The sequence below is a fragment of the Tetzosporium hominis genome (assembly GCF_002265435.1).
Lineage (GTDB): Bacteria > Bacillota > Bacilli > Bacillales_A > Planococcaceae > Chryseomicrobium > Chryseomicrobium hominis.
Map to the genome: position 1 here is coordinate 141,568 of NZ_NOKQ01000220.1, position 14,625 is coordinate 156,192.

General features: G+C 41.0%; 11 protein-coding genes. 9 read left to right on the top strand and 2 right to left on the bottom strand.

Going from position 1 to position 14,625, the window contains the following annotated elements; all coding sequences use genetic code 11:
• From CF394_RS10370 to CF394_RS10395, 6 genes are all read left to right on the top strand, one after another.
• Positions 1-957, top strand: a complete 957-nt coding sequence (locus CF394_RS10370) for a YflT domain-containing protein (RefSeq protein ID WP_094943481.1) — start codon at positions 1-3, stop codon at positions 955-957.
• Positions 958-1,213: 256 nt separating this feature from the next.
• On the top strand, positions 1,214-2,044 hold the full coding sequence (locus tag CF394_RS10375) for a response regulator (protein WP_094943483.1): 831 nt from the start codon (positions 1,214-1,216) through the stop codon (positions 2,042-2,044).
• Positions 2,041-3,096, top strand: a complete 1,056-nt coding sequence (locus CF394_RS10380; RefSeq protein ID WP_094943484.1) for a HEAT repeat domain-containing protein — start codon at positions 2,041-2,043, stop codon at positions 3,094-3,096. Before CF394_RS10375 ends, CF394_RS10380 begins: the two co-directional genes overlap by 4 nt.
• Positions 3,093-4,514 carry a glycosyltransferase family 2 protein gene (locus CF394_RS10385; RefSeq protein WP_094943485.1) on the top strand — a complete coding sequence of 474 codons (1,422 nt, stop codon included), beginning with the start codon at positions 3,093-3,095 and terminating at the stop codon, positions 4,512-4,514. The genes CF394_RS10380 and CF394_RS10385 overlap by 4 nt, the downstream gene beginning before the upstream one ends.
• Entirely contained in the window at positions 4,511-7,411 is a 2,901-nt protein-coding gene (locus tag CF394_RS10390) for a glycoside hydrolase family 113 protein (RefSeq protein ID WP_094943486.1), read from the top strand. The genes CF394_RS10385 and CF394_RS10390 overlap by 4 nt, the downstream gene beginning before the upstream one ends.
• Positions 7,412-7,503: 92 nt before the next feature.
• Positions 7,504-7,872 carry a rhodanese-like domain-containing protein gene (locus CF394_RS10395; protein ID WP_207761708.1) on the top strand — a complete coding sequence of 123 codons (369 nt, stop codon included), beginning with the start codon at positions 7,504-7,506 and terminating at the stop codon, positions 7,870-7,872.
• Between the two features lie 18 nt (positions 7,873-7,890).
• Here CF394_RS10395 and CF394_RS10400 read toward each other — a convergent pair whose 3' ends face one another.
• Together CF394_RS10400 and CF394_RS10405 are read right to left on the bottom strand one after the other, a co-directional pair.
• A complete protein-coding gene (locus CF394_RS10400; RefSeq protein ID WP_094943487.1) occupies positions 7,891-9,987 on the bottom strand; it encodes a type IA DNA topoisomerase in 2,097 nt (698 codons plus the stop codon).
• 140 nt (positions 9,988-10,127) lie between these two features.
• The gene (locus CF394_RS10405) at positions 10,128-10,448 is read right to left on the bottom strand and encodes a YflT domain-containing protein (RefSeq protein ID WP_094943488.1); all 321 of its coding nucleotides are present in this window, start codon (positions 10,446-10,448) and stop codon (positions 10,128-10,130) included.
• 135 nt (positions 10,449-10,583) lie between these two features.
• Here CF394_RS10405 and CF394_RS10410 point away from each other — a divergent pair, with 135 nt between their 5' ends.
• From CF394_RS10410 to CF394_RS10420, 3 genes are all read left to right on the top strand, one after another.
• Positions 10,584-11,450, top strand: a complete 867-nt coding sequence (locus CF394_RS10410; protein ID WP_094943489.1) for a DUF1028 domain-containing protein — start codon at positions 10,584-10,586, stop codon at positions 11,448-11,450.
• 37 nt (positions 11,451-11,487) lie between these two features.
• Positions 11,488-12,237, top strand: a complete 750-nt coding sequence (locus tag CF394_RS10415) for a gamma-glutamyl-gamma-aminobutyrate hydrolase family protein (protein WP_094943490.1) — start codon at positions 11,488-11,490, stop codon at positions 12,235-12,237.
• A gap of 220 nt (positions 12,238-12,457) precedes the next feature.
• Positions 12,458-14,623, top strand: a complete 2,166-nt coding sequence (locus CF394_RS10420) for an NAD-dependent epimerase/dehydratase family protein (protein ID WP_094943491.1) — start codon at positions 12,458-12,460, stop codon at positions 14,621-14,623.
• Positions 14,624-14,625: the final 2 nt, after the last annotated feature.

The window sequence follows — 14,625 nt, forward strand, 5'->3', positions numbered from 1 at the left end:
ATGGACAATCAGCGTCACGTAGAAGTAGCTTGGTCACAGGAAGAACTAAATCAAAAAATCGAAACTTTAAAAGCCCAGGGATATAATGAATCAGATATTCACGTGGTCACGAAAGACCCAGACCGTTTCCAGGTACATACAACTGAAACTCATGTAGACACGCATGAAGCTGGTTCGTTTTGGGACCGTTTTAAATCGTTCTTTACTGGTGAAGATGCAACTTCAGAAAGTTTACATCGTTTGAACTTGGAACAAACGGAAAGAGATCATTATGCAACAGATTTGGCGAATGGAGGCGCCATTCTCTATGTAGATCATGCACTCCGTTCAGATGACTACAATACATTTGGTGAAACTGGCAATTCTTATGAGTCTTATCATGGAGATACCACAGGCACAGTGGGAACTGAATTCGTCAACAATCGCTTCACGGATAATGAACCCGCTTTAGGCGAGCACACTCCTGAGGAAAACCGTCAGTTATTTAAAAATGAAGGGCAAGCTTACTCAGGTGAAGGTCATGTTGAAAACGATGCATACAACATCGAGCCTCGAATGACAGAAGAACAGAAAACGGAACATGCAACATTTGAGCAAGCGCAACCGCGTTTTGAAACAACAGAATCAACGTTTGAAACAACAGAATCATCAACTTTTGAAACACCGAATCCTACATTTGAAACGACTGAATCCACTTTCGACAACAAAGAAGTAACGTTTGAGTCTACCGAACCTAGTGCCTATGATCAGTCGCGTGCTTATGGTGCTGAATCGCCAGGCGCAGATCCGAATTTAGGACCAGCTGCGTTTGGTGATTTAGAACCTGCGATGGAAGATGAAGGGCGCGAACCTGCAGCTATTGAAGACAGCTTGGGGAATCACGAGCATGAGGAACGTGTTGAGGAGATTGAAAATCGTCGTTCTGAAAACAATATGCAAGACCGTAGTAACTACTAATTCTATTCAAGAAAGCCATAATCGAAAGTGCGCTTATGGCTTTTTTTACTTTTAAACAACTAGGAAGACTCCTAATTTTTATTGAGTATATAAAATTATATTACATAAGAAGAAAAGACAAATTACCTATTTACAGTAGAGTGGTTTTAAAATGCATATTAAATGATTTGAGAATAGAGGTAAAAGGACTATCTAATAGATGGATATAGTGCTAATGTGAGAGTATAAAATTCTCCTAAAAGAAGGCGATTGCAATATGACTAATAAAATTTTTTGGATTGATGAAGCGGAATCTATTTTTTATATTCTTCAAGGTGCTTTAGCTAGAACTAAGGCTCCCATCTCAATTGTACACATAGTTCCAAAAACTAAGGAAGCGCAATTCTCAGACGAGCAAGTGCTCGGATTTATAAGAAAGGCTGACGTTGTATTCCATGATACGGATCAAGCTGGATGGTGGGGGATTCTTCCCAACAGTGGCAAAAAAGAAGTGGCAGCTTTCTTAAAACGTATGAAACACCACTTTGGTATTGAAGGCCCATCTCCTTATCATGTTTTTTTTACAGAGGTGCGTGACCCTCAGACGTCTTTAATTGAAATAGTAAAAATGATTAAAACGATGCCGAAAACAGAAGAGACATCTACTGTAAATTATGTAGATGGGCCTTGGGATAAGGGGGAGAAGAGCACTATTAAAGTTAGTCTAGTTGTGGGTGAACCAATCATTCGGGATGTCTTAAAACGGTCGATTTCTACCATGCGATTGGATCATTTTGATATTGAATTGCAACAATTTGAAGATGGACTCGCTTTTGAATCCTCGGAGTGGCATAAAAGTGCACATACCCACATTGTTGTTCTTGATGATGTTTTACCTAAAAAGAATGGTATGGAAGTTGTTCATTTTTTAAGAAACCAAGCAAGCAATCAGAAGTTTCATATCTTTATGTTAACAGACCGTGTTTCTGAAGAAAATTTGATTACTGCCTATCAGATGGGTATTGATGAGATGATTCATAAACCATTTAATTTAAGATTGTTTGAATCACTTCTAAGAAGGTCTATAGATAGGTTGTGGTTTGAATGAGGATCTCAACTACGGTATTGTTGTGGATCATACTGATTCTCCTTACCTTGCTAGTGATTTTTAGTATCTATTTGACCATTTTGAGATTGCTAGAAAAACGCCGTTTGCGTCACGAGGAAAATTATGTAGAACGTTCAAAAGCATATTGGATGAATTACTTATTCTATAATCAAGAGTGGAATGAAGAAATGGTTCCTAAGACGCTTGATGAAAAGCGAGCGGCAGAACGCTTACTTGTGAAATTTCTAAACAGCGTCTATGTAGAAGGGACTCGTGAAAAGATCTATTTGTTCGCAGAAAGATACATGACCTCTTATTACAGCAAGATGCTAGCGAGTACTGAGTGGAGTCATCGTATGAATGGGCTTTATCGAGTGATTGATTTTCGTCTCGTGGAACTTGCAGAGAAGCATCTAGATAAGTGGAGTAACCGAAAAGTCCGAAATGCAGAAGAAAAGTATTATTTGTCTTTACTAAAGATTACTGTAGGAAGAACTACCGCAATTGATCTTATAAAACAAGACGAAGTTGAGTTTTCAGAGCATCAAAATCGTGCCCTTCTGTTAAAGTTGAAGCAAATAGATTTGGATGCATTGATTTCTAATTACGACTACTTGCCACACAATTCCAAATTAGCTTTGATTGATGTGGTAGGAGAGAAAAACTATATTCACTACCAAGAATTTTTTGTTGAACAGCTCGAGAAAGAAGAGCTTTCCGAAGTACGAATTCGTATATTAAAGTCACTAGAACTAATGGGCTTTATCCGCGACTTTCAGCCGTTCATTCCGTTTCTATCCTCGTCATTTTGGCAAGAGCGGATGTTGGCATCAAGGATTGTCGGCATGTTTCCTTTAAGTGAAAGTCAGCACTATCTGCTGCCTCTGTTAGAAGACGAGAGCTGGTGGGTGCGCTCCACAGCTGCTAAAGCCATTGCCAAGCAAAAAGGTGGTATTTCGATTCTGACAAATTATCAATTGCTTACTGAAGATCGCTTTGCTAAAGAAATCATAGACGAGCAATTGTTGAAAGAGGAGACGGTCACATTATGAGTATATGGGAAGCTATCCTAGTATTCTTCGGAAGATTTTTAATTCTTTATATGATCGGTGTCATCATCATTTATACTTTGATGTTAATCATGTCCTTGCTCAAATTGCGAAAAGAATACCAGCTAGATAAAGAAGAACTGGATGATGATTTCTTAACAAGTTATTATTCGAAGCCTGTTTCCATACTAGTCCCGGCATTTAACGAAGAAAAAGGTGTAGTGGATAGTGTTCGCTCTCTGCTCAGCCTTCGATATCCTCAGTTTGAAATTATTGTGATTAACGATGGATCAACAGACGCCACAAAAGACATTATGGTCCAGTACTTTGCAATGAAAAAAATCAACCGAGTCATTCGGAGACAATTAGACACAGAAGAAATCCAAGAAATCTACCAGTCTAGTATCCATCCAAACCTAGTCCTAGTGAATAAACTGAATGGTGGAAAAGCAGATGCTCTGAATGCAGGAATCAATGTTTCTAGATTCCCTTACGTCTGTTCGATTGATGGAGATTCCATTCTAGAAGAACGTTCGCTTCTTCGTATTATGAAGCCAATTGTTGCCTCTAATGGAGAAGTGATTGCAGCTGGAGGAAATGTCCGAATTGCAAATGGGTTGTATGTAGAGCATGGAGCGATTTCAAGTCCGGCACTTCCAAACAATCTTATTGTAGTGATGCAGGCAGTAGAATATTTACGTGCCTTTTTAATGGGACGTATTGCACTTAGCCGATTCAACTTAGTATTGATTATCTCAGGAGCGTTTTCTGTGTTCTCGAAGTCATGGGTCGTGCAAGCTGGCGGATATGACAAGAATACAATAGGTGAGGATATGGAATTAGTCGTACGGTTGCATAGGGTTTTAGCAGAAAGTAAGGAGAAGAAACGAATTGAATTTGTTCCAGATCCAGTTTGCTGGACGGAAGTGCCCTCTAAACTCTCTGTGTTGAGAAGACAGCGGAGACGTTGGCATCAAGGATTGACAGAGAGCTTGTGGCGTCACAAGAGAATGACCTTAAACCCGCGCTATGGTGCCGTTGGGATGATTTCCATGCCTTACTTCTGGTTGATTGAATTTTTAGGACCTATTATTGAAATTGGAGGCTACATCTATTTGGTCTTCGCTCTTTTTGCAGGAGATGTATACATTGAAATAGCTATTCTACTGGCGCTGTTGTTAATTTTGTACGGAAGCGTATTCTCGATGGGCTCCGTTCTTATGGAAGCGTGGAGTGTGAATCGTTATCCGCGCATTCGTGATATTTACCGCTTGCTGATTATGGCATTAACTGAAATCTTTTGGTACCGCCCGTTAACATTATTATGGCGACTAGAAGGACTGATTCGAACTATTTTCCGTCGTAAAGAATGGGGGAAAATGGAGCGTACCGGTTTTCAGAAGAAGGAGAGTATATCATGAACCGATTTGTACTTCTAATTCTACTAGTGGCAGGCATCTTTGGCCTGCCCTATTTGTTTTGGTTGTTCCAAGGGAACTCAGGTGTCTCGGCGTCTGAACAGACTCGAGAAGACTTGCAGCAGTACCAAGGAATGGACTGGTATTTCAAGCATGTGAAGTGGGAAGGTGATTCTGCACCTCTTGAACTTTCGATACTTCCTGAAGACGTGACTCAAGAAAAGTGGGATGCGGCTATTGATGCTGAACAGAAACAGAAACTTGTTCTGTTGCAGCCTATCAATTGGTTAGGAGTACAAGATGAGCTTCTAAAAAGAGAAATCGAAGACTTTACAGGCGCTCGTTCAACAGGCTGGGTTTTCCGTTATTTCGATGATCTATCGAGCTCGAATTCGGATATTCCTGAATCCACTTTGGCACTTCAGGAGAATTGGGATTATAGTGGAGCTGGTTACATATTTACAAATGACCGATTAGAGCAAGTGGTTGTTGTGCCGAGTGATGAGCCTCTAGAGCAAGGGACCGAGGAGCAGTGGGTGACAAGTGACTTCCAAGGATGGATTGAAGTGATGGATGCATCGATTGATGAAGAGGTTTCGTTTTGGTTCCGTCTACCCGATGAAGTTACGAATCAACTTGAAGGCATAGTGGATGGGCAGCAGGTTCCGGGAATCATTGAGCGTTCGCATCCGAAAGTACACACAGCTTATATGGCTGGGAACTTTCAAGAATTAGAATCACCGCCAGGACTTTATCAGATCTATGCGTTATCTGATGTCTATGGATTTTTCTATAAAAACAGAAGTGATGGATTTTATTGGTCTACATTCACGGATGAATTAGATCGAATAATAGCAAATGCAAAAGAACTGCCAGGTGATGTTGAAAAAAGAAATGAAGAACTTACTTACCATTCCCGTATAGGGCAAGATGAATTTGAAGTCAAAGTAGATGGTGAGTGGCAATCGTTTACAGCCAAAGGAGTCAATATTGGTATGGGAGCACCAGGCTATTTCCCAGGTGAAGCTGGCATTTCTGAAGAACAATACTACCGGTGGTTCCAACAGATTGGTGAAATGAATGCCAATTCGATCCGTGTTTACACTGTACATCCGCCAGGATTTTATCGAGCACTAAAACGATACAACGAAGAACATGACACGCCACTCTACGTCTTCCACGGAGTGTGGGCAGAGGAAGAGTTGTTAGAGGAAACGAAAAATGCATTTAATGAGGAGACGCAGAAACGATTCCAAAAAGAGTACCAGGACATCGTAAATATTCTTCACGGAAATGCACGTGTGTTACCTCAAGTCGGGCATGCATCTGGTACCTATGATGCTGACATCTCAGATTACGTGATTGGTTGGATCATTGGGATTGAGTGGTACCCTGAAATGGTCATCGGAACCAATGAAGCGAATAAAGATATTGGCGACTATGAAGGCGAGTACGTCTATACAGAAGGGGCATCACCTTTTGAACATTGGCTCGCAGAACATATGGATGATATCATCAAATACGAGATGGATACTTACAATGAAATTCGTCCAATTAGTTTTACGAACTGGGTAACAACGGACTTATTAGATCATCCATCCGAACCACTTGAAAACGAAGACATGGTTAGTGTGAATCCAAATGTGGTTTCTGTAAAAGGAGAGCTTGAAAAGGTCGGACAGTTTGCCTCGTACCACATCTATCCGTATTATCCAGACTTCCTGAATGTGGATAAAACTTACAGGGAGTACGTGGATCAAGATGGCATGAAAAATAGTTATGCAGGCTATCTGAACGATTTGAAAAAAGCTCATAAGATGCCAGTCTTAGTAGCGGAATTTGGAATTCCCGCTTCTCGTGGTGGAACCCATGTTAACCCATACGGGTGGAATCAAGGGAATGTGACAGAGGAGCAGCAAGGGGAAATCGTTGCGAAACTTTACCGAACCATTTTAGCGGAAGACTATTTAGGAGGACTTGTATTCAGTTGGCAGGATGAGTGGTTCAAGAGAACTTGGAATACGATGGACTATGACAATCCGGAAAGACGTCCTTACTGGTCGAACCAGCAGACAAATGAACAGCATTTTGGATTACTCAGTTTTGATTCGATGAAGGTGAAAGTAGATGGAGACTTTGAAGATTGGGCAGAGGAAGAGGCACATACAAAAAAATCTTCTGTTGAGTTGAAGGTCAGTCATGATGAAACCTATCTTTATTTAAATCTACTTGGAATCAAAGAAACGGACCTGGCTCAGATCCTGCTGGATACCATTCCGGATCAAGGAAATAAAACCGTGCGTGATGTGAAGTTCCAGGAAGGAATAGACTTCCAAGTATCGCTTGACGGAGATGAGTCTCGACTACTGATTGACTCCTATTATGACTTCTACCATTACTTGTATGGCAACGATCAAAAAATGATTGAACCAGTGTCGACGGGACGTAAGAATTCTGGAAAGTTTACACCGATTTATTACGTGTTAAATAAGCAATTGTACTATCCGGAGTTAAAGAAAGTAGAACCGTTTCAATTTTATGAGACAGGTAAGCTGACTCGAGGAAATGGAAATCCGTCTTCTCCAGACTATAATTCTTTAGCAGATTACGAGTTTGGTGAGGAAGGAGTGGAAATTCGAATTCCTTGGTTGCTGCTTCAGTTCCGTGATCCAAGTCGTCTAGAAGTCATCGGTGATGTCTTCCAAGATGGGGTCGAAGCGAGTGAAGTGATTGAATCTATCGGAATTGGAGCTATTGTCGAAACGGAAGATGGCGAAGTAGTTGTCTTGCCTGGAGAAAGCCAGGAACTGCCTCGCTACACTTGGGAGACATGGAATATTCCTACGTTCCAAGAGAGGTTGAAACCTTCCTATTATATTTTGCAAGATGCCTTTAAATAACGAAAAACTCTGACTCCTACACAGTGAGGAGCAGAGTTTTTTACTAGACAACATTATACCTTATTGGGTATTTTAAAATAGAGGTGAATGAAGTGAAAAAACTATTAGTAGTGGTGACCATTCTAATGATGTTGTTAGTCGCATGTTCTAATGATGAATCATCCTATGAAACGATTGCACTGAATGACGTGGTTAGTCAACAAGAACAAGGAGCACTAGTCGTCGATGTGCGAGAAGCGGATGAATATGCAGCAGGTCATATTCCAGGTGCAATGAACAAGCCTTTATCTGAAATTAGTGCTGGTAACTACGAAGGATTAGATCCTGAACAAAGTTATGTCATTGTTTGTCAATCGGGGAATCGATCTAAGCAAGCAAGTGATATCTTAGCTGAAGAGGGCTACCAAGTAACGAATGTAGAGCAAGGTATGTCAAGCTGGACAGGCGCAGTAGAGAAGTAACTCTACTACGCCTGTTTTTTAAAAATCAAATGTGATCTTTCCATCTGTAAGCTTTAAATGTGCAGAAAACGATTTCCCTTGCTTAGAAGTGAAGCCTTTCAACTTCCCGGTACGTCCTTTCGTACACAATATCTCAATCACAGCGGGAGATAATTTCTTGCTGGCTACACGTAATGGGAATGTCTGAGTACAGCCCTCTTTATAACGAGAACAGCCATAAAAGCTCTTCTTCAAAACGATTTTCCCTTCTTTGCAGGCAGGACAGACGATGGCTTGACTTGCTGCTTCTTCTTCTTCTTCTGGGAGGGCGGCGAACTGTTTCGTCTCTAAATGACTTGGGACAGTTTCAAGTGTCTGTTTTATAAACGCCTCTATTTGTGACAAGAATTGTGTCTCGCTTCCTTCTCCACGACCAATCTTTTGTAAGTAACTTTCCCACTTTGCGGTCATGGTAGGACTCGCTAAAAGTGTGCCTTCTAAAGACTGACAAAGGATCCGTCCTTTTTCAGTGATCTGTACTTCATTTTTCGTGACTTCAATATAGGCCTGCTTTTTTAAAGTTTCAATTATCCCGCTTCGAGTAGCCTCAGTTCCTAATCCTTCAACTTCTTTTAAAAGAGCAGCTGCTTCTTCGTCTTCCACAAACTTTCCACAAGTTTTCATAACTTGAATGAGCTGCCCCTCCGTATAAGGTTTCGGAGGTTTTGTTACGCCTTCTGTTATAGCCACTGACCCTTCTACAGATTGCTCTTTTTGAACAGCAGGCAGCCAGTCTTCTTTCTCTTTCTGCGGAAAGAGCTGTTTCCACCCGAGGTCTAAGGGGACCGTTCCTTTTGTATAGAACAATAAGTCGTTTACGCTAGTTGTGACGGTAGTTTCTTTATAAATATAAGACGAATGAAACATGCCTAGAGTCGTTCGGACGACTTCCTCATAAATATTTTTTTCTAATCCGCTTAGATTTGTATTTTTAGGGATTTTTCGTGTTGGCACAATCGCATAGTGTTCTTGAACTTTGCTGGCATCTACAAACCGTTTGGACGGAAAAGTATTCAGTGGAAATGAACAGCCGGTAAAGGTTTGTAGGTCTGGCGCTATCTCTTTTAAATACTGAAACTCAGACGGTGTGATATGTCGCGTGTCTGTCCGTGGATAGGTGATTAGCTTTTTCTCATATAAATTTTGTGCAGCTTTTAATACAGCGGAAGGGCTCGCTTTCCATTTCTTATTAGCAGCAAGTTGCAAGCTCGATAAAGAATGGAGTTGCGGAGGTGCTAGTCGCTTTTCTTTCTCTTGAACATCCAGTACTTGCGCGGGCACCTTCGTGTGTTCGGATATCCCGTGCTCGGATAAAATGGCTGCAGCAAGGTGATGTTCTTTTTCTTTAACTTTTGCTTTCCCTTTGTATGTCTCTGTTCCTGTATCAAATAAGCCTTCTATTTCGAAGAAAGGCTCCGGCTTGAAGTTCTCAATTTCTAGAGCACGCTGATAAATTAAAAATAGAGTAGGGGATTGGACACGACCAATCGAAAAGACAGTTGCTACTCCTTTTTTCTTTAGAAGTATAGTATAGATCCGAGAGGCATTCATCCCTACTAACCAGTCACTTTTTTGGCGAGTTCGTGCTTCCGCGTAGAGATGTAAATCTCTCTCGTTGGAGTGAAGACTTGCGAATCCTTTTCGCACTTCCGTCGTTTCCAACGAATTGATCCATAACCGTTTAACCGGTTTGTTCCGAACACCACTTAGAGTAAGGATGGAATAAAAAATATTGGATCCTTCCCGGTCAATATCACAGGCATTGATTAACAAAGAAGCTTCTTTCATAAGCTTCCGAACGATACTATACTGTTCATACTTTCCTCTTGCTACTTTATATTCAAAGGCATCTGGCAAGATAGGAAGAGAACCTAATGTCCAGCGTGTCCATTTTGAGTCATACTCTTTTGGTTCGCGAAGCTCCACTAAATGGCCGATTGCCCAGGTTAAATAGGCGCCTTGAGGGAATAAAGGATCTGGCAAGATCTCATAATAACCTTTTTGTTTCTTTGTTTTAAATGCATCCGCATAAGCTTTTGCTTGGCTGGGTTTTTCTGCAACGATTACTGGTTTCATTAGGAGGTTTCCTTTCAGAAGATAAGAGTTAGGGGGACTTTAGGGGAACGTATGTTCATAAGTATACGTGTTCAAATCGAAATTAGCAAAAGAAAACTGCCCGCAGTTGCAGGCAGTTTAGATGGTGGGCAGATGCCCCTCTATTTATTTACGATGAGAACAAGCTTCCCTTCATCTAGCTCTCGCTCTGCGGCTTCCGCTTCTGCCTCTGTCAATCCGGCAGCGTGCATATCGCTACGAAGCTGATCTCCTCGTTTACTGAACGCATTTTTCATGGATTTAAAGAATCCTTGCTCGCTAACTCCAACTTTTTCTGTATCCAGAACGTCTGAGATATGACCTTCTCGATCTTTTGAATGTGCGAACAAGTAAATATCGTCTCGTGAATAACCTTGTGCTTCTAGTTCTTCAACCTTCTGCTTTGCTTGTACTGAATTTTCTACTGTGTACTTCATAGCCATTAGTGAATCCCTCCAAAGTTAATCTGTCATCTACTCTATTTTTACCCGATTACAAAACGGATAAACCATTTAACTTTTAAAAACAGAGTGTTCAGATTACACTGAAAAAAAGAAGATGGGAGAGTGTTTATACATATGACGTTTTCAATTGTAGGATTTGATGAAGAAACTAAAGAACTTGGAATAGCAGTAGCATCCAAGTTTTTAGGAGTGGGAGCCGTTGTTCCTTTTGCTAAAGCAGGAGTGGGTGCAGTGGCTACGCAATCTCTTGCCAATCTTTCTTACGGTGTAGAAGGATTAGAGCTTCTAGAAAAGGGTCATTCTCCGCGCGAAGTGGTGGAAGAACTCACAAAGAAAGATGACAATGCCGTTTGGAGGCAGGTTGGAATCGTAGACGCGACGGGTCAAAGTGCTACATTTACCGGAGAAGACTGTTATGACTGGGCTGGAGGTAAAGCCGGAAAGAACTTTGCGATTCAAGGGAATATATTAGTGAGCCAGCAAGTAGTTGAGCAAATGGAAGCAACATTTGAGCAGACTGAAGGACCTTTGCCTGAGCGGTTACTTGCAGCACTTTTAGCTGGAGATGCAGCTGGTGGAGATAGCAGGGGGCGCCAATCGGCTGCTTTGTTGGTGGTCAAAGAAAATGGCAGTTACGGTGGCTATACAGATCGCTATATTGATTTACGTGTGGATGATCACCCAGACCCAGTGCAAGAATTATCGCGCTTATTGAAGTTACGTCATCTGTATTTTGAGAAGACTCGAGAAGAGGATGTAGTGGAACTGACTGATGCGCAATATGAGAGTCTGACAAAGGATTTAGAGAAACTTTCCTATATACAAGCTGGTCAGTCGTCAAAAGAAGAAGTCGATCGAGCTTTAGACCGATACCATCATACAGAAAACTTCGAAGAGCGCCAACAAGAGACTGGTAAAATCGACCGGCGAGTACTCGACTACCTTGAAAGTCAGGCGGCAGGTTTCACATCGAACAAATAGCGGGTATACAGACAGTGCTAAGAAAGGATGAATTTATATGAAACCTTTAATCGGAATTTCAGCTGAGATGTCGAAAGATCAAGATCATTTCTGGCTGCCGTTTGTATACGTCGAAACTGTTTTAAAGTATGGAGGTCTTCCACTCATGATTCCGGTCATGGGAGATGAAAACCTAGATGAGTTATCATTACGTCTTGATGGTTTATTTATTACTGGTGGGGAAGACATTGATCCATCCTACTATGGAGAAAATCCCCATTTGAAACTAGGCAAAATTGCTCCTGAAATCGATCAAATGGAGTCGGAGCTAGGAAAACGCATGCTTGAATTAGATAAACCTTACATCGGTGTTTGTCGTGGACTCCATATGCTTAACATTGTCCAAGGTGGAAGCATGTATCAAGATATGCATGATCAAAGAGAAGAGTATTCTTATTTACATCTACAAAAAGGACCGAGAACCTATCGCTCCCATGAAGTAGAGCTGGACCTCGATTCAAAAATCGGGAAAATTCTTGGAGAAGAGAAGTTCCGAGTCAATTCGTTCCATCATCAGTCTTGTAAAGATGTGGGGCGAGATTTGAAAGTAGTAGCACGTGCAACAGATGGCAACATTGAAGCAATGGAAAGTAAAACGCACTCGTTTGCTTTTGGTTTCCAGTGGCACCCTGAAGAATTTGCTATGGCGGGTGATGAGACTTCAGGAAAGATTTTTGAAGCCTTTATTAAACAAGCTGTAAAAAGACGTAAAGAAATTGATGATTCCAAAAAGAGAGATAGACAGTAATTGAAAACCACTTTATCCGTTTTTTGGGATAAAGTGGTTTTTTGTAAATATGATAGTTAAAAATACATATATATTTTTTAAAAAAATTCATGAAATTCAACAAAATAAGATAAAATAATTCCATTTTCCTATTTTAATGTATAGTAAAAATGACAGAAAAGTGCTACTATTCCATTAACAATATAGTAATCGTTCTAAGAAGAAGAGAGGAGCAAAAGAAATGAAAATTTTAGTAACAGGAGGGTATGGATTCATCGGGTCACACTTGGCGGAAAGGTTCTATAAAGAAGGTCATTCTGTGGTTATTTTAGATAACCTTTCGAATGGTGACAAAGAACGCGTAACGTTCAAGCATAAGTCGATCTTGGCCGATTGTTCGGATGAAGCATGTGATGCTTACTATAAGTCCCATAGGTTTGACATGGTCATTCATTGTGCAGCTCAGACTAGTGTTCCCGTATCCATTCAATCGCCCACTAAAGACACGGAATCGAATGTAGTTGGCCTAGTGAATATGTTAGAGCTTAGCCGAAAATACCGAGTCAAAAAATTTGTCTTCTTTTCATCAGCCGCCGTTTATGGTGAACCTACCTCATTGCCTATTAAAGAAACTGCTCCACTTAATCCTTCGACTCCCTATGGTATCAACAAAATGCTAGGAGAAACTTATTGCGAAAAATGGAACCAGCTGCATGGTCTCGATGCGTTAGTGTTCCGTCTCTCCAATGTCTATGGCCCTCATCAAGAATCATCAAATGAAAGTGGAGTAATTTCAAGATTTGTGACATCTAGCTTAACTAATGAGCCTATCACCATATATGGTGATGGGGAGCAGACACGGGATTTTATCTATGTTGGAGATGTCGTTGAAGCTGTTTATCGATCTGTAATCAGCAATCTTTCTGGAACTTACAACATTTCTACGAATCATCAAACTAGCGTACGAACTGTAATGGAGCATGTATCAGCCATTCAACCTTTTGTTTCTTTAAACACAGCACCGGCAGTCAAAGGGGATATTCGCGACTCTTTGCTCGACAATACAAAATTGAAAAAAGAAATCGACTGGGCACCGAAATATTCCTTGAAAGAAGGCTTGGACTTAACTTGGCATAAGGAATATGAAAGTCGTAGTGAAGAAAAGAAACAATCGACTAAAACGTCTGAAGTTGTTGCGAAAATTGGAAAATCGAATCGATTTAGTATGCGTTTGATTGAGAACGGTGTCCTTTTTGCAATCTTTTTAGCATTAGCTGTACTAGTTCCAACAAATCTCGTGCCAGTAGATATGTGGCTCGTATATATCCTGTTCGCAGGGCTGCTATTCGGGAAGTATCAAGCAATGATTGCCTCTGTACTAGCAGTCTCTGTCATTGCATTTACACAAGTGCAAAATGGTAGAGGGTTCACGTCGTTGATTGCAGATAACTCTTTACTCGTCACTTTCTCCCTTTATTTAATCATCGGGTTTATGGTCGGCTATATCGTAGACCGACGGAAGATTGAACTAGCATATGCTGAAGAAGAGAAAGTGATTGCTGAAGGAAAACTAGATTTCATGACAGGCATTTACGAAGATACTCGGGAGATTAAAGATGAACTGCAAACTCAAATCCTCTACGCGGAGGATAGCATCGGAAAAGTCTACCAAGCTGTAAAAGATCTGGATTATTTAGAGCCGGAAGATGTTTTCTCGAATGCGATTGATACTTTGGAGAAACTACTTCATCACAACCGATTTGCTATTTATCAAGTAAGTCAAGACGGGATGTACCTGCGTCTTATGGCAAGATCTACAAGCAATGTGTTTACTTTACCCCATAATTTGCAGACCGTGAATACACTTTTTGGAAAAGTGATTCGTGATCAAACTGTTACGTTCAACAAGGACTTGCAATCAGACACACCTACCTTTGCAGCACCGATTGAAGTGGGGGGCAAAGTGATAGGAGTTGTTGCGGCGTACGATATTCCTTTTGAGCGTCTTTCACTCTACTATAAGAATACAATTGAGATTACGCTACGTTTAATCAGCTCTGCTCTGATTCGTGCGTACCAACACATCGAAGAAGTTCAGGCGGAGCGCTATGTAGAAGATACGCACGTGTTGAAGCCGTTCTATTATGAAAAAATTATAGGCACAAAAGAAAAGGCGAGACAGTCTCACCAGTTGCCTTACGTTCGGTTAGAACTGCCTGACACGGTATCTACTGCTCAATTGAAATTGATTGAGCCTCTATTACGCTCTAACGACTATCTTGGTCAAAGGGACAATGGGCGCTACGAATGTCTGTTATCCAATACGACTGTAGATCAGGCTGAAATTGTACAAAAAAGACTGCGTCATTTTAATATCGACTCGTCGCCAGTCCTAGTAGGAGGCTGATC